Source organism: Streptomyces sp. R302 (assembly GCF_012927245.1).
Classification (GTDB): Bacteria; Actinomycetota; Actinomycetes; order Streptomycetales; family Streptomycetaceae; genus Streptomyces.
The window spans coordinates 525,010-543,686 of the sequence record NZ_JABBGE010000002.1; the positions used below are offsets into that span (position 1 = coordinate 525,010).

Sequence of the window (18,677 nt, forward strand, 5' to 3'; positions counted from 1 at the left end):
GCGAACGCCGTCACCGCGATCCGCCGGTGCCGCCCGCTTTGTGGACGACGTCCTTCTCCCGTCCTCATTCCGGGTTGCGCCACGCTCGCCGACGGCCTGTCCGTGAAGGAGCACGCCATGTCGATGATCCGTGACCTGCGCGCCGCCGTTCGGCCCAGCCTGCGTCCGAGCCTGCGCAAGACCCCGACCACGTACACGAACTACGACCCGACCCGCGACCACTCGGCCTCCACCGCCATCGTCGACTGCGCGGTCTACCGCGACGGCCGGCGCATCGACGACCGCGCCTGCCTCACCCCGCGCGGCGCGATGTCGCAGGTGCGGGAGTCCGGCGGCTTCGCGTGGATCGGCCTGCACGAGCCGACCGAGGCCGAATTCGCCGGCATCGCCGCCGAGTTCGGACTCCACCCGCTCGCCGTCGAGGACGCCGTCCACGCCCACCAGCGGCCCAAGCTGGAGCGGTACGACGACACCCTCTTCACCGTCTTCAAGACGATCCACTACGTGGAGCACGCCGAACTCACCGCCACCAGCGAGGTGGTGGAGACCGGCGAGGTGATGTGCTTCACCGGCCCCGACTTCGTCATCACCGTCCGGCACGGCGGCCAGGGCTCGCTGCGCAACCTCCGCCACCGCCTCCAGGGCGAGCCCGAACTCCTCGCCAAGGGCCCCTCGGCCGTGCTGCACGCCCTCGCCGACCACGTCGTCGACGGCTACATCGCGGTCGCCGACGCCGTCGAACTCGACATCGACCAGCTGGAGATCGACGTCTTCTCGCCCGCCGCGAAGGGCTCCACGCGCGGCACCGACACCGGCCGGATCTACCAGCTCAAGCGCGAGGTCCTGGAGTTCAAGCGGGCCGTCAGCCCGCTGCTGCGCCCGATGCAGCTGCTCTCCGAGCGGCCGATGCGGCTGGTCGACCCGGACATCCAGAAGTACTTCCGGGACGTCGCCGACCACCTCGCCCGCGTCCAGGAGCAGGTCGTCGGCTTCGACGAGCTGCTGAACTCGATCCTCCAGGCCAACCTGGCGCAGGCGACCGTCGCGCAGAACGAGGACATGCGCAAGATCACCTCGTGGGCGGCGATCGTCGCCGTCCCCACGGCGGTCTGCGGGGTCTACGGCATGAACTTCGAGTACATGCCGGAGCTCCAGTGGAAGTACGGCTACCCGATGGTCCTCGGCGGCATCGCCGTCATCTGCTTCGCGATCCACCGCACCCTGAAGCGCAACGGCTGGCTGTAGCGGCGTCCCGATAGGCTGCGGGCCATGACTGAAGAGCTGTTCCTCGTCGAGGAGGCCACCAAGAAGTCCGGCCTCGTCTGGGTCCGGGGCACCGGGCCCGCCCGGGCGCTCTGGCACGTCTGGCACGACGGCGCCGCCCACGTGGTCGGCGACGGCCCCGGCGAGCAGCCACTGCCCGGCCTCGCCGACGGCGCCACCGCCGAGGTCACCGTCCGCAGCAAGGACAAGGGCGGCCGGATCGTCGCCTGGACGGCCGCCGTACGTCAGCTGACCCCCGGCACCGAGGAGTGGGACGCGGCCGTCGCCGAACTGAAGGGCAAGCGGCTCAACGCCCCCGACGGCGAGGCCATGCCCGAGCGCTGGGCGCGCGAGTGCCGCGTCCTGCGCCTCGACCCGCGCACCGCCACCACCGCGCTGCCCGACGCCTCGCTCGCCGCCGTCCCCCTGCCGTCCCCGGCGACCACCCGCCGGCCGGTCCCGGCCGCCCTGCCGAAGCTGCTCCTCCGCCGGAAGAAGAAGCGGCGCTAGTGCCCCTCCCGGACCCCGGGCCTTCAGGCCCAGGGCTCCGGCGTTGCCGTGTGACACCCGGTTCGTCGATCCACTCGCCGACCGCCGGCAAGGAGGTCGCCCTGGCCGGCACCGCGCACGCGGTGAGTGCGAGCACAGCGGCCGGGCGGTGGTGCACCCCGCGCGGGTCACGCGGGTCCGGCGCCCCGGCCGGCCGCTCCAGCGGGCCCGATCGCCACGAACCGCGCGTCACGCGACGCCGAAGCCGGCGGCCCGGATCGCTGCCACAAGGCGTGACCCGTGATCCTCAAGCGGGAGCAACGGGTGATCTGCCTCCATCGTGCGGTGGCTCACGGTTCGCTGGTACGCGGTGAGCCAGGGATGAAGTGACTGTGCCGGGTCGTCATCCAGCGGTGGATGCGTACGTGTTCGCGCCGGCGCCTCGTTTGGCCGCGGGTGGGGACGGGGAAGAGGCGAGTGCCGTTCATGGCCAGGGGAGAGGGTGCGGGGGATGCTGAACGAGTCGCTGATAGCGCTGGCCGCGGCGGGTGGGACGGCCGTGGTGCAGGCTGCCGGGACGGAGGCGTGGGGGAGCGTCCGCGACGGCGTGGTCCGGATCTTCCGGCGTCGTCCGGGCCGGAGCGGTGAGGACGACGTGGAGCTCGACCTGGAGCGGACGGAGCTGGTCCGGGCGTCGCAGGACGCGGAGGGAAACAGCCGCCAGGCGAGTCTGTGGGAGGCGCGTTTCTCGGCCCTGCTCGGCGATGTGGACGACCGGCTTCGGCAGCAGACGGAGGCGGAGCTGAGGCAGCTGATCGCCTTGGTTCCGGCGGTGGCGGACCGGTATCCGGTGCTGCACGTCCACGACAACACCTACGACAAGTCCCCGCAGCAGTACGGCAACCACAACCACATGCAGAACCACTACGGCTCCGACACGTGACGCGTGAACCCGACGTCCCGGACGGTTCGAGCAGACGACGGACGGACGTCACCCACCTGACGGGAATCACCTACCGCGAGAGCCCTCAGCAGATGGGGGACCACGGCGTTCAGATCAACACCTGGAATCTGCCCCGGGAGGTCAGGGCCCAGGTGGTGGGACGGATGCCCGACGTCGGCCGTTGGGTCGACCGGGAGATCGAGACCCGACAGGTGCTGGCCGGGCTGGACCCCGCCCGCGGCGCCTCGGGACCGGTGGTCGTCCACGGCCCGGCTGGTGTGGGCAAGACCCTCCTGCTCAGGGCGGTGGCCCAGGAGGCGCGGCGCGGCCGGCGCCGCTGGTTCAGCGGCGAGCTGTTCATCGACATGGGGAACCGGCCTGGCGGCACGGGGACGGTCGGCGACGGGCTGAGCCAGGCTCTGCGCATGCTGGCCGTCGCGCTGGACCGGCCCGTGCCCCGGTCGGGGACACCCGACGAGCAGCGAGAGCTGTTCGTCCGCTGTCTGCTCGACCACGGCGAGGCGCACGGCAAGCCGGTGCTGATCGTCCTGGACGGGGTCACCGCGGCCGAGCAGGTCACGCCGTTCCTGCCGCCCGGCGGCACCGCGCGGCTGTTGGTCGCCAGCCGCCGACAGTTGACCGCGCTGTTGGACGAGCACGCGGAATTCCACGCTCTCGACCGGCTCGCGCCTTCCGACGCGGTCGCTCTCCTGGGCGCTGTCGTCGAGCACGCGCTCGGCAGGGACAAGCGGATCACCGACGATCCCGAAGGCGCGCGGGCAGTGGCCGAGCTCTGCGACCACCTGCCGTTCGCCCTGATGCGAGCGGCACGCATTCTCGTCCTTCAGCCGGGCATGTCCATCGCCAGACTCCACGACAGGCTTGCCGACTCCTCCGGGCGGCTCGCCGAACTGGACACCGGAGACCTGAGCGTACGCTCCGCCCTCGACGAGTCGTACCGACTGCTCTCCACCCACGCCCGGAGAACGCTCCGGTTCCTGGCGCTCCACCCCGGACCCGACATCAGCGTCCACGCCGCCGCCGCGCTTGAGGGCGTCTCACCGCTGGTGGCCGCCAGACGGCTGAGCGAGCTGCACGACCTGCGTTTCCTCGAACAGAGCACAGGCTACGACGGGTACCGCTTCGAATCCCTCGTACTTTTGTACGCCCAGGAGCGCTGCCAGGAAGTCCCCGCCGACGAGCGGGAGTACGCGTTCACCCGGCTCCTGGACCACTACGAGGTGACGGCCAGGACCGCCGTCACGCGTCTGCCCGGTGTCCCGGGAGACGCTCGCACGGTCCATGGGGAGTGGGGAGGAAGGTCGGCGCCGCACTCTGCCGCTCGCGCTCAAGCGGGCTTGGGTACCGTCGGCTCCGCGCTCGCGTGGCTGGACGCAGAGCGGCCGAACCTGGTGGCCGCCGTGCTCCGCTCCCAGGACCACGAGCAGGCAGACGCACCCGCCGTATCCCTGGCCTTCGCCCTGACACCGTTCTTCGACCTGCGTAAGCACTGGGACGACTGGGTGCTCACCCACGAGACGGCGGCCCGCCTCGCGCGTCGTTCCGGCTTCCGGGAATCCCGAAGCCACCTGCTGCGGGAGATCGGCAGGGCGTACCACCAACAGAGCCTCCTGAACGAGGCATTGGCCCACTACCGAGCGTCGGTGGACGCCGGGGACCCTCGGAACAGCCACCTGGACGTGACGGCCTCCCTCATGTACCGGGCGCTGAGCGAGCTCGATGAACCCCTGAGGACCGGCTCCGAGGGCGCCGCCGCGCTCGAACACGTGCTGAAGGCCTGTGAGCAGCGCCCCTCTCGGGACATCCTGAGGACGGGAAGCGGGATCGCGGCGATCCTCAACAATCTCGGTGTCGTGGCGGCCCGTCACGGTGATGGCCCGAAGGCCCTCGCGCGGCACGAGCAGGCTGTCGAGCACAGCAGACGGGGCAGGGACGCACACCGCGAGGGCCAGTCGCTCGTACACCTGGGGAACGTCCGACTGCACAGCGGCGACCTGGGGGCCGCCCGGGACTCCTACCGGCGGGCCTTCCACGCCTTCCCGGCCGAGGACCGGTTCGGACGGGGTCAGGCCGCGTACAACCTGGGACTCGCCTGCGCGGCGACGGGAAACGTTCGCGAGACCCGCGACTGGCTGCGGATCGCGATCCAGCACTTCTCCGAGGTTCGCCCCGACGCGGCGCGGCACGAGGCGAGGAAGCTGGAGCAACAGGCGCGGGAGGCACACCGGACGATCCGCCGTCTCGTCCGCCGTCGCGCTTCGCTACGGCGCGTCCCCTTGAAGCCGCTCAGCCCTCTCATCGCCCTGCCGCCGGCAGCCGCCCTGCCTCTGTACGACGCCTCCCCGGGCACCCCCGACAGCCTCGCCGCCGGGCGTCACCTCCCGGACGGCTACCTGGCGTCACACGGTCTGGTCGTACCGTCGCTCTCGGACGGCTCCACCCTCACCGCTCTCCCCGTGGGCACTGTCGCCGACGCGACCGGCCCCACCGTCTCCCCGCTGCCTGTCGACGCAGCGGAGGAACGGCCCGCCCCGAGGCCCGCTCACCAGTACGGCTTCGGCGGATCGCGCCCGCGTGACACGAAGGCGGGCGGTCACCGCTCCTCCGTCCCTGCTGCCGACGACACCTCCTCGTCCAGCGGATCGAGCAGCTACGACTCTTCTCCCTCGTCCTCCTCGTCCCCGTCCGACGAGGATTACGGCTCTTCGTACAGCGTCGATTCCGCGTTCGACAACGATGACGAGCCCTCCTACTGAGGAGCGGACGGAGTCCGACTGCGGTCCCAGGCGGGTATCTCCACACAGGAGTCGCAGTCGCGCCCGCTCCGGAGCGGCAGAACTCCAGGAACTTCGAGCGGTTCCTGGTCTTCTTGATGTGCCCGTGGAGCTGGTCCTTGCCCAGGTCGTAGGCGGCGAGCAGGCTCTCCGACTAGGTGCTGTCCGAGCGGCCGGCGGGCCGGTGCTCCAGGCGCTGTGGGACTGGGGCGCCGGCCGAGCCCGGTTCAGGTCCGGGGCAGCTGGCGGCCGTAGTCGAGGGTCTCCTCGCGGTCCGGCTCGGCCAGCGGGAAGTCCTTGTCCCACTCGGAGAGGACGACCAGGCCCGCACCGCCGCCGCGGGCGAACCGCAGCGGGTACGGCGAGCCCTCCAGGGCCACGTCGAGGGTGCCGCCCTGGCCCTCCGCGCCGCCCTTCACCTTCACCGTGCGGACGCCGCCGATCTGGTCCCGGTCGCCCTTGACGACCTCGCCGTGCAGCCCGATCAGTCCGCGCAGCAGCTGGTCCATCTCCGTGAAGCCGCGCAGCTGCTTGTACGAGGGGTCGTCGCTCGGCACCTTCACGTACTTGTCGCCGAGCTTGTCGGCGGCCTCCGTGTCGGCCTCGGTGGGCTTGCCGTCGCCCTCCTTCTCGTGCGACCAGAAGCCGGCGTCGGCCTTGAGGTAGAGCGCGTCGCCGACCCGCAGCAGCTCGAAGGTGTTGTTCTTCGTGGTCACCGAGCCGGTGCCGCCGTTCTGCTTCAGCCGCATGTTCAGCTTGAAGGTGCCGCCCTTGCTGACCAGGGTGCCCGCGAGCCGTACCGCCTTCGCGGCGTCCGCCGCCGTGCGGGCCTCCCGCTCGATCTCCGGCGCCGACAGCTTCCCGACCCCGTTCGTCCCCTCGTCGGGATCGGCCCCGCAGGCCGTCAGACCCACCGCCAGCCCCGCGCACAGCACCAGCGGCACGGCCGCCCGGCGGAACCGGCCCGCGGGGGCCGTGCGGGCGCGTGCCGACGGCACGGACGGAATACGCGATGACGGGGTGCGGACGGCCACCTGCGCTGCCTCTCGTTCTGCGGTGCGGGGGGGAACGGGGCCCCGGCCACGCGCACACACGGCGGGAGGGGCCGCCGGGGTCGGCCGGACGGGCCGGCCGGTGCCGGTGGGGGGCGGCAGACCGCAGCGTACCCGGGCGGGCCCGGCGCCCCCGCAGGCAGCCGGACGGCGGCGCTGCCGGAGCGGGGCGGAACACCACGGGCTAGCCTGAACCCTGCGGAGTCCGCCCAGGACATCGTAAAAGCCGCGAAGCCCCCGGAGGCGGCGCGGCGACCCGGATCGTGCGGCACCGAGGAGGCGCGAGGCATGGCGGCAGGCGCCCCCCGTATCTTCGTCTCCCACCTCGCCGGCGTGCCCGTCTTCGACCCCGTCGGCGACCAGGTGGGCCGGGTCAGCGACCTGGTCGCGATGCTCCGCGTCGGCCGCCGCCCGCCCCGGCTGCTCGGCATGGTCGTGGAGGTGCTGAGCCGGCGCCGGGTCTTCGTCCCGATGACCCGGATCACCGGTGTCGAGTCCGGCCAGGTCATCACCACCGGCGTCGTCAACATGCGTCGCTTCGAACAGCGACCGACCGAGCGGCTCGTCCTCGGCGAGCTCCTCGACCGGCGGGTGACGCTCGTCGAGACCGGCGAGGAGGTCACCGTCCTCGACATCGCCATCCAGCAGCTGCCGGCCCGCCGCGACTGGGAGATCGACAAGGTCTTCGTCCGCCGCGGCAAGGGCGGGGCGCTGCGCCGCAAGGGGGAGACGCTGACCGTGGAGTGGTCGGCCGTCACCGGCTTCTCCCTGGAGGAGCACGGGCAGGGCGCCGAGAGCCTGGTCGCCACCTTCGAGAAGCTCCGCCCCGCCGACCTCGCCAACGCCCTGCACCACCTCTCCCCCAAGCGGCGCGCCGAGGTCGCCGCCGCCCTCGACGACGACCGGCTCGCCGACGTCCTGGAGGAGCTGCCCGAGGACGACCAGGTGGAGATCCTCGGCAAGCTGAAGGAGGAGCGGGCCGCCGACGTCCTGGAGGCGATGGACCCCGACGACGCCGCAGACCTCCTCAACGAGCTCCCCGACGAGGAGAAGGAGCGGCTGCTCACCCTGATGCGGCCGGACGAGGCGGCCGACGTGCGCCGGCTGATGTCGTACGAGGAGCGCACGGCGGGCGGTCTGATGACGACCGAGCCGATCGTGCTGCGCCCGGACGCCACGGTGGCCGACGCGCTCGCCCGCGTACGACAGCAGGACCTGTCGCCGGCGCTGGCGGCGCAGGTGTACGTGTGCCGGCCGCCGGACGAGACGCCGACCGGGAAGTACCTGGGCACGGTGCACTTCCAGCGGCTGCTGCGCGACCCGCCGTTCACGCTGGTCAGCTCGCTCGTCGACAGCGATCTGCCGCCGCTCGGCCCGGACACCGCGCTGCCGGCCGTGACCAGCTACTTCGCCGCGTACAACCTGGTGGCGGCGCCGGTCGTCGACGAGAGCGGGTCGCTGCTCGGCGCGGTCACCGTCGACGACGTGCTCGACCACCTGCTGCCGGAGGACTGGCGGGAGACCGAGTTCCACGAGGAGGGGGTGCCCGGTGGCTGAGCGGACGCAGGACCGGGAGCGGGAGCGGGAGCGGGAGCGGCCCGTGCCCCGGATCCGCCTCGACCTGCCGAGCGAGCGGCGCTACCGGCTGCTGCCGGAGTACGACCCCGAGGCCTTCGGGCGGCTCTCGGAGCGCATCGCCCGCTTCCTGGGGACCGGCCGCTTCCTGGTCTGGATGACCCTGACGGTCGTCGTCTGGATCGGGTGGAACGTCTTCGCCCCGGCGTCGCTGCGGTTCGACGAGTACCCCTTCATCTTCCTCACCCTGGCGCTGTCCCTCCAGGCCTCGTACGCGGCCCCGCTGATCCTCCTCGCGCAGAACCGGCAGGACGACCGGGACCGGGTCAACCTGGAGCAGGACCGCAAGCAGAACGAGCGGTCGATCGCCGACACCGAGTACCTGACGCGGGAGATCGCGGCGCTCCGGATGGGCCTCGGCGAGGTCGCCACCCGCGACTGGATCCGCTCCGAACTCCAGGATCTGGTGAGGGAGCTGGAGGAGCGGGGGCAGGAACGTGATCTATTCCCGCCGGACGGCGAGCGGCGGAGTGACGTACCCGACCGTTGACAGCCCTTTCATAGCCGGGTGGTCGTCCCCGTACCATCGGACCTATGGCTACGGAAGACGCGGTGCTCGAAGCACTGGCGACGGTGAACGACCCCGAGATCAATCGTCCGATCACGGAACTCGGCATGGTCAAGTCGGTGGAGATCGGACCGGACGGCAAGGTCGCGGTGACGGTCTACCTGACGGTCTCCGGCTGCCCGATGCGCGACACCATCACGCAACGCGTCACCGAGGCCGTCGCCCGCGTCGAGGGCGTCACCGGTGTCGACGTGACGCTCGACGTGATGAGCGACGAGCAGCGCAAGGAGCTGGCGGCGGCGCTGCGCGGCACCACCGCCGAGCGCGAGGTGCCCTTCGCGAAGCCGGGCTCGCTGACCCGGGTGTACGCGGTGGCGTCCGGCAAGGGCGGCGTCGGCAAGTCCTCGGTGACGGTGAACCTGGCGGCGGCGATGGCCGCGGACGGCCTGAAGGTCGGTGTCGTCGACGCCGACATCTACGGCCACAGCGTGCCCCGCATGCTGGGCGCGGACGGCAGTCCGACCCAGGTCGAGAACATGATCATGCCGCCGTCGGCGAACGGCGTGAAGGTCATCTCCATCGGCATGTTCACCCCGGGCAACACGCCCGTCGTGTGGCGCGGCCCGATGCTGCACCGCGCGCTCCAGCAGTTCCTCGCGGACGTGTACTGGGGCGACCTGGACGTCCTCCTGCTCGACCTGCCCCCGGGCACCGGCGACATCGCGATCTCCGTCGCCCAGCTGGTGCCGAACGCGGAGATCCTGGTCGTGACGACCCCGCAGCAGGCGGCGGCCGAGGTCGCCGAGCGGGCCGGCTCGATCGCCGTGCAGACCCACCAGAAGATCGTCGGCGTCGTCGAGAACATGTCGGGCCTGCCGTGCCCGCACTGCGACGAGATGGTCGACGTCTTCGGCACGGGCGGCGGCCAGCTGGTCGCGGACGGCCTGACGAAGACCACGGGCGCCACCGTGCCGGTCCTCGGCCAGATCCCCATCGACGTGCGCCTGCGCGAGGGCGGCGACAACGGCAAGCCGATCGTCCTCTCCGACCCGGACTCCCCGGCGGGCTCCGCCCTGCGCGCCATCGCCGGCAAGCTCGGCGGCCGCCAGCGCGGCCTCTCGGGCCTGAGCCTGGGCATCACGCCGCGCAACAAGTTCTGATCCACCGCAGGTACGAGGAAGGGCGCCCCGGAGACCGGGGCGCCCTTCCTCGTACCCGGAACCTCAGGCGTAGAGCCCCAGGTCCTTGATCTGCGCGAAGCCGAGCCCGTACGCGCTCATGCCCCGCCCGTACGCCCCGAGGTGCACGTCCCCGGCGGAGCCGGCGAGGACCCAGCCGAACTCGGACTCGCGGTAGTGGAAGGGCACCGGCACCCCGTCGACCGGCAGCGACAGCGCGGTCCAGGCGGGCCCGTCGAGGTCGTCGGCCAGCTCGAAGGCCGTCTCGGTCTGCTGGTCGAGCCAGTGGTCCCGCAGCCCGTGGTCGAGCGAGGCGGGCCAGGTGTGGGCGAGCAGTCCGGAGCCGGCCAGCCAGGCCGCGGAGGAGACGGTGGTGGCGTCGAGCACGCCCGTGCCGTCGCCGGTGCGCCGCACCGGGTGCGCGGCGACGGTCACGACGACGGCGAACCGCTCCTTCTCCGTGCCGGCGACCTCGGACTTTATCGACGGCTCGTCACCGTGGCCCACCGAGCCGTGCTGGACCGTGCCGTCCGCCGCCGTGCCGATCTGCATCAGCCTGCGGGGCCCGGTGAACGCCTCGTCGAGCCCGTACCAGGCGAAGGGTGCGCGCAGAAACCCCTCGGCTTCCACCCGACTCGTCGTCTTCATTCCGGCCGCCTCCTCGTTGCGTCAACTCAAGGAGGATAGCGACCGGCCGGTGACGCCCCGTGTCAGGTCGCGTCGGAGTCGTACGGCGGACGCTCGGGCGCGGCCGGCGGGTCCTGCTTCTTCATCAGGTCGGGCGCGGAGCCTCCCCCGTGACCTTCGGTACGGGAGGTACCCCCAACCGCGGCGGGCGCCGCGGCGGGGGCGGCGGAGGGCGAGGGGGCGGGGGTGCTCTCGCGTCCGTTCACCGCGTCGGCGACGTCGTTCATCTCCTTGCGGAGGTCGAAGGTCGAGCGGAGCTCCTTGAGCTCGCCGAGGTCCTCGTTGCCGTCGAGCTGCTTGCGGATGAAGGTCTTCGGGTTGAGGTCCTCGAACTCGAAGTCCTTGAACTCCGGCCCCAGCTCGCTGCGGATGTCCTCCTTCGCGCTGTCGGAGAACTCCCGGACCTTGCGGATGAAGCGCGAGACGTCCTGGACGACCTTCGGCAGCTTGTCCGGCCCGAAAACGAGCACGGCGAGGACGATGAGCGTCACCAGCTCAAGTGCGCCTATGTCGCTGAACACCTAATAGCTCCTTCACGCCGGACCAGGACGGCCCGGACCACGGTACCCGCCCGGGCTGCCGGACGGGTACCTTGCGATGTCCGCCACATGTACTCGGGCAGGTCCTCAGGTGCCCTGGGCGGAGCCGAGCGTGACCGTCCGGGTCAGTTCCCTGCCGTCGCGGGTCAGCGTGAGGGCGAGCGCGTCGCCGGGGCGGTGGGCGCGGATCTTCACGATCAGCTCCTCGCCGTTGTGCACCCGCTGGCCGTCGACCTTGGTGATGACGTCGCCGGGGCGCAGGCCGGCCTTGGCGGCGGGGCCGTCGGGGGTGACGGCCGGCGTGCCGTCCTTGCCCTTGTCGCCGACGCGGGCGCCGTCGCCGTTGAACTGCATGTCGAGGCTGACGCCGATGACCGGATGGGTGGCCTTGCCGGTGTTGATGAGCTCCTCGGCGACCCGCTTGCCCTGGTTGACCGGGATGGCGAAGCCGAGGCCGATGGAGCCGGCCTGGCCGCCGCTGCCGCCGCCCCCGTCGCCGGAGCCGCCGGCGGCGCGGATGGCGCTGTTGATGCCGATGACGCGGCCCTTGCCGTCGAGGAGGGGGCCGCCGGAGTTGCCGGGGTTGATGGGCGCGTCGGTCTGGAGGGCGTCGACGTAGGAGATGTCGCTGCCGTCGCCCTTCTCGCCGCCGGCGGTGATCGGGCGCTCCTTGGCGCTGATGATGCCGGAGGTGACCGTGTTGGAGAGGTCGAAGGGGGCGCCGATGGCGACGACGGGGTCGCCGACGCGGACGTCGTCGGAGTTGCCGAGCGGGAGCGGCTTGAGGCCGGTGACGCCGGTCACCCGGACGACGGCGAGGTCGTAGCCGGTGTCCTTGCCGATGAGCTTGGCGGAGGCGGTCTCGCCGCTGGAGAAGGTGACGGTGATGTCGCCCGAGGTGGCGGCGGCGTCGACGACGTGGTTGTTGGTGAGGATGTGGCCGCGGTTGTCGAGGACGAAGCCGGTGCCGGTGCCGGCCGAACCGCCGCCGCTGACGTGCAGGGTGACGACGCCGGGCAGGGCGGCGGCGGCGATGCCGGCGACGCTGTCGGGCGCGCGGTCGGTGGTCCCGGCCCCGGCCTGCGGGAGCTCGACGGTGCCGACGGCGATGCTGCCGTTGCGCTCGATGTAGGCGCCGACGCCGCCGCCGATCACGCCGGTGACGAGGGCGAAGGCGAGGGCTCCGACGAGGGCGAGGCCCCGCCGGGACTTCTTCCGCGCGGGCGGCGGCACGGGGGCCTGGCCGACACCCCAGGGGTCGTACTGACCCCAGGCGGCCTGCGGCGCCGGGACGGCGGCCTGCGGGCCGGGCAGGGGCGCGGCGGGCAGCTGCACCGGCGGCGCGGGCGCCCACGGGCCGGGCTCGCCGTAGGGCGGCGTCCGATACTCGTCGGGCTCGTGCAGGGGCTGCGGGGCACCGGCCTCATCCCGTACGGGCTCCGCCACGGCGCCTTCGGCCGTCGCCACGGGCTCCGCCGGGGCGGCCGCCACCTCGTCAGGCGCCGCGGGGGCCGCAAGAGCCTCGGGGGCCGCAGGGGGTGCGGCGGGCTCGGGGGCTGCTGGTTCCTTCGTCATGTCGGCCTTCGGGGTGGCGGGCGGCTCCGCCGCCGGCTCGGGCGTGGCGGGCTCGGCCGGGCCCGGGGCCTGGAGGGGGAAGTCGTCCGCCTCCGCCGGGGGCGGCGTGGGTATCCGCGCCGCCTCCGGGGGCGTCGAGGGCCGGCTCCACCAGTTCGGCTTCCCGTCGTTCATGCTCTCCCCGCAACCGCTGACCCGTGAGCGACCGGTGGTTCGGGCGCTCTGACCGAGGATTCAACCAGGTCGGAGGTCAGCGGGGGGAGCCCGGCGGGAGGCCGGAGGGGCCGGGGGCCGGGCTGGGTGCCGGGCCGAAGGCCGGCTGGAGCGCGGCGGGCGTCGGGTGTATGAACGGCGAGAGCGCGAGGAGCGACTGCGCCTGCGTCGCCGCCCGGAGCCGTATCGCCGCCATCGGACCGGCCCCGTTCGCGTCCGCCGGGGCCACTCCCGCGGGGTCGATGGCGCCGGGCACGGTGCCGGGGACCAGCGGGGCCGGGGCGCGGCCGAGGGACTGGGCGCCGCCCGGGGAGCGCTCGGAGCGGTCCGACCGCCCGGTGGCGGAGACGGAGCCCGTGCCGGGTCCCGTGGAGGCGCCCGCGCGCAGCGGGGTGACCGCGGTGCCGGTGCCCTGCCCGCCGCGCGCGGCGGCGGTGAGGGAGCTCTCGGCGGGGAGGGTGCCGCCGAGGGCGATGGCCGCGAAGGAGACCGCGCCGGCGGCGGCGACGGCGAAGCGCAGGCCGCGTCCCGACGGGGTGGTGACGGCGTGGACCCGGAAGCCGGTGCCGGTGTCCGGCGCGGCGGGGGGCGCCGTGGCGAAGCCGTCGCTCTTCACGCCGCCGGCTTCGAGGAGCTGCTCCAGCGGGGAGCGCCCGGACTCGCCGGGGCCGCCGGGAAGTCCCTGGAGGCGGGCGAGGAAGCCCTCGGAGGGCTGCGGGGCGCCGCTGGCCGCGAAGACGTTCTTCAGGGCGCGCTGCGCGTCGGCCTCGGCCTTGCAGCGGGCGCAGGTGGCGAGGTGGGCGAGGACCCGCTCGCGGGTGTCGTGGCCGAGCTCGCCGTCGACGAGCGCGGCGAGCCGGTCCCCGAGGTGGTGCTCGGCGGGACTCGGGGACGAGGGGCGGGTGCCGCTCACGCTGGACCGGCCTCCCATCCGACGGTGGCCAGGGCGCGCTCGGCGCGGGCCTCGGGCGACCGGTGCTTGAGGGCCTTGCGCAGGTGGGAGCGGCCGCGGTGGATGCGGCTGCGGACGGTGCCGAGCTTCACGCCGAGGGTCGCGGCGATCTCCTCGTACGAGAGCCCCTCGATGTCGCAGAGGACGACGGCGGCGCGGAACTCGGGCGCCAGGGTGTCGAGGGCCTGCTGGACGTCGGCGTCGAAGTGGGTGTCGTTGAACACCTGCTGGGGGGAGGGCTCACGGCTGGGGAGCCGCTCGGCGGCGTCGTCGGCGAGCGCGTCGAAGCGGATGCGCTGCTTGCGGCGGACCATGTCGAGGAAGAGGTTGGTGGTGATGCGGTGGAGCCAGCCCTCGAAGGTGCCCGGGGTGTACGTCGACAGCGAGCGGAAGACGCGGACGAAGACCTCCTGGGTGAGGTCCTCGGCGTCGTGCTGGTTGCCGGTCAGACGGTAGGCGAGGCGGTAGACCCGACCGCTGTGCGTGCTGACGATCTCCTCCCAGGTGGGCGGAGTCCACGCCTGCGATTCCGCATCCGATGCGAAGGTCGCGGTGGTGGGTGCGGTGGCAGTGGTGGCGCTCTTGTCAGCGGTGTCGGTCACGGATTTCGGCTCACCCGCCGACCTGAGGAGGCGTCGCAGCGCCCCTCTCCGATCCACAGGCGCAGCCGCACCTCCCCTATCGGCTCTGGTGGTGTCCAGTGGAGCCCCTACCATAGCCACCTCGCCCGTTAGCTCCGGATAAAAATCTTTACGAGCTTTTGAACCGGCCACACCGGCCGTCTCGCGCGCTCGTCCTTCCCCTGGTGAACGCCCGGTCCCATCTGCGGGTTCCCGCTGACAGCGGATACAGTCACCGTTGCGCCAACTAAGGGGACAGGAGAGGGCCATTACCGCCAACCGGCAGACGGACTGGGCGTTCGCCGACGCCTTTGTCGCCGAGGACGAAGCGCTGCGCTGGGCCCGCGAGCGGGCCCGTGAGGCAGGGCTGCCCTCGGTGTCGCCGGGCACGGGCGCGGCCCTGCGTCTGCTGGCCGCGTCGGTGGACGCCAAGGCGGTGGCCGAGATCGGTACGGGCACGGGCGTGTCGGGCATCTACCTGCTGCTCGGGATGCGCCCGGACGGCACCCTGACCACGGTGGACGTGCAGCCGGAGCACCAGCAGTTCGCGAAGACGGCGTTCCGGGCGGCGGGCTTCGCCGGCAACCGCGCCCGGTTCATCCCCGGCCGGGCCCTCGACGTGCTGCCGCGGCTCGCGGACGGCGGATACGACCTCGTCTTCTGCGACGGCGACCGCGGGGAGTACCCGGACTACCTCGCTGAATCGTTGCGCCTGCTCCGACCTGGGGGTCTCATCTGCTTCGAGGGCGTCTTCGCGGACGGCCGCACGGTCGACTCGGGCGCCCAGCCGGCCGAGGTGCAGCGGGTCCGCGAGCTGCTGCGCACGGTCCGGGAGAGCTCCCAGCTGCTGCCGACCCTGCTGCCGGTGGGCGACGGCCTGCTCTGCGCGGTCCGGCGCGGCTGAGCGCCCGTCGGCCGCCCGCCCGTCGGCCGCGCGCCCGTCCTGCGCGCCCCCCGGCCCCGGACACACCACCGCCCCGGTGCGGCGGGGCCGTACCGGGGCGGTGGGACAGGAATAAGGGAGGGTCAGCCGACGACCTTCTTCAGGGCGTCACCGAGCGCCTCGGCCTCGTCCGGGGTCAGCTCGACCACGAGCCGACCGCCGCCTTCGAGCGGAACGCGCATGACGATGCCCCGCCCCTCCTTGGTCACCTCGAGCGGGCCGTCACCCGTCCGCGGCTTCATGGCCGCCATGCTCGTTCCCCTTCCTGAAACCAGCTCATCTTCAGCCGGGCAGCTCCGTACCACGGAGCACGCCTCACCGGCTTCGAACACATTGCTTCCAGGTCATTATCCCGCATCGCAGGACCCGATGACCAACATCGATCGGCATCGCTTCCGCAACGCGCTCTCTCAAAACCCCTCATTTCGGTGTCCGGCCTGCGATACTTCGCCGCCGCGGGTCGTTCCGCGGGCCCCGATTCTTTGACGCAGCTCACATGGGCGGACCGGGTGATCTCCGTCATGCTGGGCTGATCAGCCCATCCACGAGACGAAGGGGTCCCGATGGCCGACACGGTCCTGTACGAAGTGAGCGACGGACTCGCCACCATCACGCTCAACCGGCCCGAGGCCATGAACGCGCTGAACATCGCCGCCAAGGTGGCGCTGCGGGACGCGGCCGAGGCCGCGGCGGCCGACCCGGCGGTCCGCGCGGTGCTGCTGACCTCCGCGGGCGACCGGGCGTTCTGCGTCGGCCAGGACCTGAAGGAACACGTCGGCCTGCTGCTCCAGGACCAGGAGTCGGGCACCAACGCCACGATGACCACGGTCCGGGACCACTACAACCCGATCGTCCGCGCGCTCGCCGGCATGAAGAAGCCCGTGATCGCCGCGGTCAACGGCGTCGCCGCCGGCGCCGGCTTCGGCTTCGCGCTCGCCGCCGACTACCGGATCGTCGCCGACACCGCCTCCTTCAACACCTCCTTCGCGGGCGTCGCGCTCACCGCCGACTCCGGCATGTCCTGGACGCTCCCCCGCCTCATCGGCCGGAGCCGCGCCTCCGACCTGCTGCTCTTCCCCCGCACGCTCACCGCCCAGGAGGCGTACGACCTGGGCATCGTGAACCGCCTGGTCCCCGCCGCCGACCTGCCCGCCGAGGCCCTGAAGCTGGCCCGCAGGCTCGCCGAGGGCCCGACCCTGGCGTACGCGGCCCTCAAGGCCTCCGTCGCCTACGGCGCCGACCACTCCCTCGACGAGGCCCTCGACAAGGAGGACGAGCTCCAGACCCTCGCCGGCGCCTCCGAGGACCACACCATCGCCGTCCGCGCCTTCCTGTCGAAGGAGAAGCCGAAGTACCTCGGCCGCTGACCGGAGCGGGACGTCCCGGCGCGGGTGCTACTTCCCGCCCCGGGACGCGCAGTCCGCGAGGTGGTCGTCGACCAGGCCGCAGGCCTGCATGAGGGCGTAGGCGGTCGTCGGGCCGACGAAGCGGACGCCCTTCTTCTTGAGGGCCTTCGACAGGGCCGTGGACTCGTCGGTGATCGCCGGGACGTCCGCGAGGGTGCGGGGGGCCGGGCGGGTCGCCGGATCGGGGGCGTACGACCAGATCAGGGCGTCCAGGTCGCCCGGCGACCAGTCGGCGAGCAGTTTCGCGTTGGCGAGGGTCGCGTCGATCTTGGCGCGGTTGCGGATGATGCCCTCGTCGGCGAGGAGCCGTTCGCGGTCGGCGTCCCCGAAGGCGGCGACGGACGCGATGCGGAAGCCCTTGAAGGCGCGCCGGAAGCCCTCGCGGCGGCGCAGGATCGTGATCCAGGACAGGCCCGACTGGAAGGCCTCCAGGCAGAGGCGCTCGAAGAGGGCGTCGTCGCCGCGGACCGGGCGGCCCCACTCCTCGTCGTGGTAGGCCGTGTAGTCCTCCGCCGAGAGGCCCCAGGGGCAGCGCGGCAGCCCGTCCGGGCCCGGGATCGCCCCGCCGGTCATCGCTCCTCGCCCTCGGTCGGCTCACCGCCGGCCGGCGCGCCCGCGAGGGCCGCCTCCAGGTCGGCGATCCGCGCGTCGCGCTCGGCGAGCTCCGCCGCGAGCCGGTCCAGGACGTCGTCGACGTCCTCCATCCGGTAGCCGCGGGCGGCGACCGGCAGCCGGAGCGCCTCGACGTCCGCGCGGTCGACCGGGCGGCTCAGCGGCAGCGGATCCACCAGCTGCTCGGGGGCCGCCTCGGGCAGCACCTCGCTGTCGCCGCCGCCGACGACGGCGAGGGTCACCGCCGCGACGACCACGACCATCGTGATGAGCAGAAACCAGAACACCAGCGCGCCTCTCCCCGGAGTGGAAAACGTTCCCGTGCCGATCGTGCCACGTGCCACCGACGGTTAGGGTCACAGACGAGCAGGTGAGCGGCGGCAAGGGAGGACATAAGGGATGCTGCGCTTGGGACGGCGTGAGTTCGGGCCGCACGAGCCGGTGATCATGGCGATCGTGAACCGGACGCCGGACTCCTTCTACGACCAGGGTGCGACCTTCCGCGACGAGCCGGCGCTCGCGCGGGTCGAGCAGGCGGTCGCCGAGGGCGCCGCGATCATCGACATCGGCGGGGTCAAGGCGGGCCCCGGCGAGGAGGTCACGGCCGAGGAGGAGGCCCGCCGCACGGTCGGCTTCGTCGCGGAGGTCCGCCGCCGCCACCCCGACGTGGTGATCAGCGTGGACACCTGGCGGGCGGACGTCGGCGAGGCGGTCTGCGAGGCCGGCGCGGACGTGCTGAACGACGCGTGGGGCGGCGTCGACCCGCGGCTCGCGGAGGTCGCCGCGCAGTACGGCGCGGGCCTCGTCTGCACCCACGCGGGCGGCGCCGAGCCGCGGACCCGGCCGCACCGGGTCGAGTACGAGGACGTGATGGCCGACATCCTGCGGGTCACCGTGGGCCTGGCCGAGCGGGCGGCCGCGCTGGGCGTGCGGCGCGACGGGATCATGATCGACCCGGGCCACGACTTCGGGAAGAACACCCGGCACAGCCTGGAGGCGACCCGCCGGCTCGGCGAGATGACGGAGACCGGCTGGCCGGTCCTCGTCTCCCTGTCCAACAAGGACTTCGTCGGCGAGACCCTCGACCGGCCGGTCAAGGAGCGGGTCCTCGGGACCCTGGCGACGACCGCCGTCTCGGCCTGGCTGGGCGCGCGGGTGTACCGCGTCCACGAGGTCGCCGAGACGCGGCAGGTGCTCGACATGGTGGCGACGATCGCGGGCCACCGCGAGCCCGCGGTGGCCCGGCGGGGCCTGGCCTGAGGCCTCG

The 18,677-nt window shown here is 72.8% G+C and carries 19 protein-coding genes and 1 pseudogene; 10 read left to right on the forward strand and 10 right to left on the reverse strand.

Features of this window, described 5'->3' with window-relative positions:
• Positions 1-117: 117 nt before the first annotated feature.
• The 4 genes from HHL19_RS08205 to HHL19_RS08225 all read left to right on the forward strand — a co-directional run bounded on the left by HHL19_RS08205 (position 118) and on the right by HHL19_RS08225 (position 5,472).
• Positions 118-1,245, forward strand: coding sequence for a magnesium and cobalt transport protein CorA (locus HHL19_RS08205; RefSeq protein WP_169087135.1), 1,128 nt, complete (start codon positions 118-120; stop codon positions 1,243-1,245).
• Between the two features lie 24 nt (positions 1,246-1,269).
• Complete coding sequence (locus HHL19_RS08210) at positions 1,270-1,773, forward strand: hypothetical protein (RefSeq protein WP_169087137.1); 504 nt, start codon at positions 1,270-1,272, stop codon at positions 1,771-1,773.
• A 490-nt stretch (positions 1,774-2,263) separates the two neighbouring features.
• On the forward strand, positions 2,264-2,695 hold the full coding sequence (locus HHL19_RS08220; RefSeq protein WP_169086363.1) for a hypothetical protein: 432 nt from the start codon (positions 2,264-2,266) through the stop codon (positions 2,693-2,695).
• Positions 2,692-5,472, forward strand: coding sequence for a tetratricopeptide repeat protein (locus tag HHL19_RS08225; protein ID WP_169087139.1), 2,781 nt, complete (start codon positions 2,692-2,694; stop codon positions 5,470-5,472). Before HHL19_RS08220 ends, HHL19_RS08225 begins: the two co-directional genes overlap by 4 nt.
• A 73-nt stretch (positions 5,473-5,545) precedes the next feature.
• Here the strand turns inward: HHL19_RS08225 and HHL19_RS38435 are convergent.
• Together HHL19_RS38435 and HHL19_RS08230 are read right to left on the reverse strand one after the other, a co-directional pair.
• Positions 5,546-5,635 (reverse strand): annotated as a pseudogene (locus HHL19_RS38435) (transposase); the annotation flags it as partial.
• Positions 5,636-5,717: 82 nt separating this feature from the next.
• Complete coding sequence (locus tag HHL19_RS08230; protein WP_169087141.1) at positions 5,718-6,488, reverse strand: hypothetical protein; 771 nt, start codon at positions 6,486-6,488, stop codon at positions 5,718-5,720.
• Between the two features lie 342 nt (positions 6,489-6,830).
• On the opposite strand from HHL19_RS08230, the gene HHL19_RS08235 reads away from it, so the two are divergent.
• The 3 genes from HHL19_RS08235 to HHL19_RS08245 are packed head-to-tail and all read left to right on the forward strand — an operon-like array spanning position 6,831 to position 9,845.
• Positions 6,831-8,099, forward strand: a complete 1,269-nt coding sequence (locus HHL19_RS08235) for a CBS domain-containing protein (protein WP_169087142.1) — start codon at positions 6,831-6,833, stop codon at positions 8,097-8,099.
• Positions 8,092-8,667, forward strand: coding sequence for a DUF1003 domain-containing protein (locus tag HHL19_RS08240; protein WP_169087144.1), 576 nt, complete (start codon positions 8,092-8,094; stop codon positions 8,665-8,667). The genes HHL19_RS08235 and HHL19_RS08240 overlap by 8 nt, the downstream gene beginning before the upstream one ends.
• A gap of 44 nt (positions 8,668-8,711) precedes the next feature.
• Complete coding sequence (locus HHL19_RS08245; RefSeq protein ID WP_169087146.1) at positions 8,712-9,845, forward strand: Mrp/NBP35 family ATP-binding protein; 1,134 nt, start codon at positions 8,712-8,714, stop codon at positions 9,843-9,845.
• 63 nt (positions 9,846-9,908) lie between these two features.
• On the opposite strand, the gene HHL19_RS08250 is transcribed toward HHL19_RS08245, so the two are convergent.
• From HHL19_RS08250 to sigE, 5 genes are all read right to left on the reverse strand, one after another.
• Complete coding sequence (locus tag HHL19_RS08250) at positions 9,909-10,511, reverse strand: hypothetical protein (RefSeq protein ID WP_169087148.1); 603 nt, start codon at positions 10,509-10,511, stop codon at positions 9,909-9,911.
• A gap of 62 nt (positions 10,512-10,573) precedes the next feature.
• Positions 10,574-11,071, reverse strand: a complete 498-nt coding sequence (locus HHL19_RS08255) for a sec-independent translocase (protein WP_169087150.1) — start codon at positions 11,069-11,071, stop codon at positions 10,574-10,576.
• A 105-nt stretch (positions 11,072-11,176) separates the two neighbouring features.
• Entirely contained in the window at positions 11,177-12,838 is a 1,662-nt protein-coding gene (locus tag HHL19_RS08260; RefSeq protein ID WP_169087152.1) for a trypsin-like peptidase domain-containing protein, read from the reverse strand.
• A gap of 76 nt (positions 12,839-12,914) precedes the next feature.
• Positions 12,915-13,790 (reverse strand): zf-HC2 domain-containing protein, encoded by an 876-nt coding sequence (locus tag HHL19_RS08265; RefSeq protein WP_346768448.1) that lies wholly within the window; start codon positions 13,788-13,790, stop codon positions 12,915-12,917.
• Positions 13,787-14,545, reverse strand: coding sequence for an RNA polymerase sigma factor SigE (gene sigE / locus HHL19_RS08270; RefSeq protein ID WP_169087155.1), 759 nt, complete (start codon positions 14,543-14,545; stop codon positions 13,787-13,789). The genes HHL19_RS08265 and sigE overlap by 4 nt, the downstream gene beginning before the upstream one ends.
• A 142-nt stretch (positions 14,546-14,687) precedes the next feature.
• Between sigE and HHL19_RS08275 the strand changes: the two genes are divergently transcribed.
• The gene (locus HHL19_RS08275; RefSeq protein WP_169087157.1) at positions 14,688-15,353 is read left to right on the forward strand and encodes an O-methyltransferase; all 666 of its coding nucleotides are present in this window, start codon (positions 14,688-14,690) and stop codon (positions 15,351-15,353) included.
• Positions 15,354-15,475: 122 nt separating this feature from the next.
• Here HHL19_RS08275 and HHL19_RS08280 read toward each other — a convergent pair whose 3' ends face one another.
• A complete protein-coding gene (locus tag HHL19_RS08280) occupies positions 15,476-15,643 on the reverse strand; it encodes a DUF3117 domain-containing protein (protein WP_009997451.1) in 168 nt (55 codons plus the stop codon).
• A 312-nt stretch (positions 15,644-15,955) separates the two neighbouring features.
• Here HHL19_RS08280 and HHL19_RS08285 point away from each other — a divergent pair, with 312 nt between their 5' ends.
• The gene (locus tag HHL19_RS08285) at positions 15,956-16,759 is read left to right on the forward strand and encodes an enoyl-CoA hydratase-related protein (protein WP_169087159.1); all 804 of its coding nucleotides are present in this window, start codon (positions 15,956-15,958) and stop codon (positions 16,757-16,759) included.
• Positions 16,760-16,786: 27 nt separating this feature from the next.
• Here HHL19_RS08285 and HHL19_RS08290 read toward each other — a convergent pair whose 3' ends face one another.
• Together HHL19_RS08290 and HHL19_RS08295 are read right to left on the reverse strand one after the other, a co-directional pair.
• Positions 16,787-17,371 carry a DNA-3-methyladenine glycosylase I gene (locus HHL19_RS08290; protein ID WP_169087161.1) on the reverse strand — a complete coding sequence of 195 codons (585 nt, stop codon included), beginning with the start codon at positions 17,369-17,371 and terminating at the stop codon, positions 16,787-16,789.
• Positions 17,368-17,697: a DivIVA domain-containing protein gene (locus HHL19_RS08295; protein ID WP_169087163.1), complete on the reverse strand. Its 330-nt coding sequence runs from the start codon at positions 17,695-17,697 to the stop codon at positions 17,368-17,370. Before HHL19_RS08295 ends, HHL19_RS08290 begins: the two co-directional genes overlap by 4 nt.
• Before the next feature lie 112 nt (positions 17,698-17,809).
• Here HHL19_RS08295 and folP point away from each other — a divergent pair, with 112 nt between their 5' ends.
• On the forward strand, positions 17,810-18,670 hold the full coding sequence (gene folP / locus HHL19_RS08300; protein ID WP_169087165.1) for a dihydropteroate synthase: 861 nt from the start codon (positions 17,810-17,812) through the stop codon (positions 18,668-18,670).
• Positions 18,671-18,677 lie beyond the last annotated feature (7 nt).

Excerpts from the sequence above, each read along its gene's own strand:
- HHL19_RS08285 (WP_169087159.1), top strand. The coding sequence starts at position 15,956 with ATGGCCGACACGGTCCTGTACGAAGTGAGCGACGGACTCGCCACCATC.
- HHL19_RS08250 (WP_169087148.1), bottom strand. The coding sequence starts at position 10,511 with ATGAAGACGACGAGTCGGGTGGAAGCCGAGGGGTTTCTGCGCGCACCC.
- sigE (WP_169087155.1), bottom strand. The coding sequence starts at position 14,545 with ATGGTAGGGGCTCCACTGGACACCACCAGAGCCGATAGGGGAGGTGCG.
- HHL19_RS08245 (WP_169087146.1), top strand. The coding sequence starts at position 8,712 with ATGGCTACGGAAGACGCGGTGCTCGAAGCACTGGCGACGGTGAACGAC.
- HHL19_RS08210 (WP_169087137.1), top strand. The coding sequence starts at position 1,270 with ATGACTGAAGAGCTGTTCCTCGTCGAGGAGGCCACCAAGAAGTCCGGC.
- HHL19_RS08205 (WP_169087135.1), top strand. The coding sequence starts at position 118 with ATGTCGATGATCCGTGACCTGCGCGCCGCCGTTCGGCCCAGCCTGCGT.
- HHL19_RS08235 (WP_169087142.1), top strand. The coding sequence starts at position 6,831 with ATGGCGGCAGGCGCCCCCCGTATCTTCGTCTCCCACCTCGCCGGCGTG.
- HHL19_RS08290 (WP_169087161.1), bottom strand. The coding sequence starts at position 17,371 with ATGACCGGCGGGGCGATCCCGGGCCCGGACGGGCTGCCGCGCTGCCCC.
- HHL19_RS08280 (WP_009997451.1), bottom strand. The coding sequence starts at position 15,643 with ATGGCGGCCATGAAGCCGCGGACGGGTGACGGCCCGCTCGAGGTGACC.
- HHL19_RS08220 (WP_169086363.1), top strand. The coding sequence starts at position 2,264 with ATGCTGAACGAGTCGCTGATAGCGCTGGCCGCGGCGGGTGGGACGGCC.
- HHL19_RS08260 (WP_169087152.1), bottom strand. The coding sequence starts at position 12,838 with ATGAACGACGGGAAGCCGAACTGGTGGAGCCGGCCCTCGACGCCCCCG.
- folP (WP_169087165.1), top strand. The coding sequence starts at position 17,810 with ATGCTGCGCTTGGGACGGCGTGAGTTCGGGCCGCACGAGCCGGTGATC.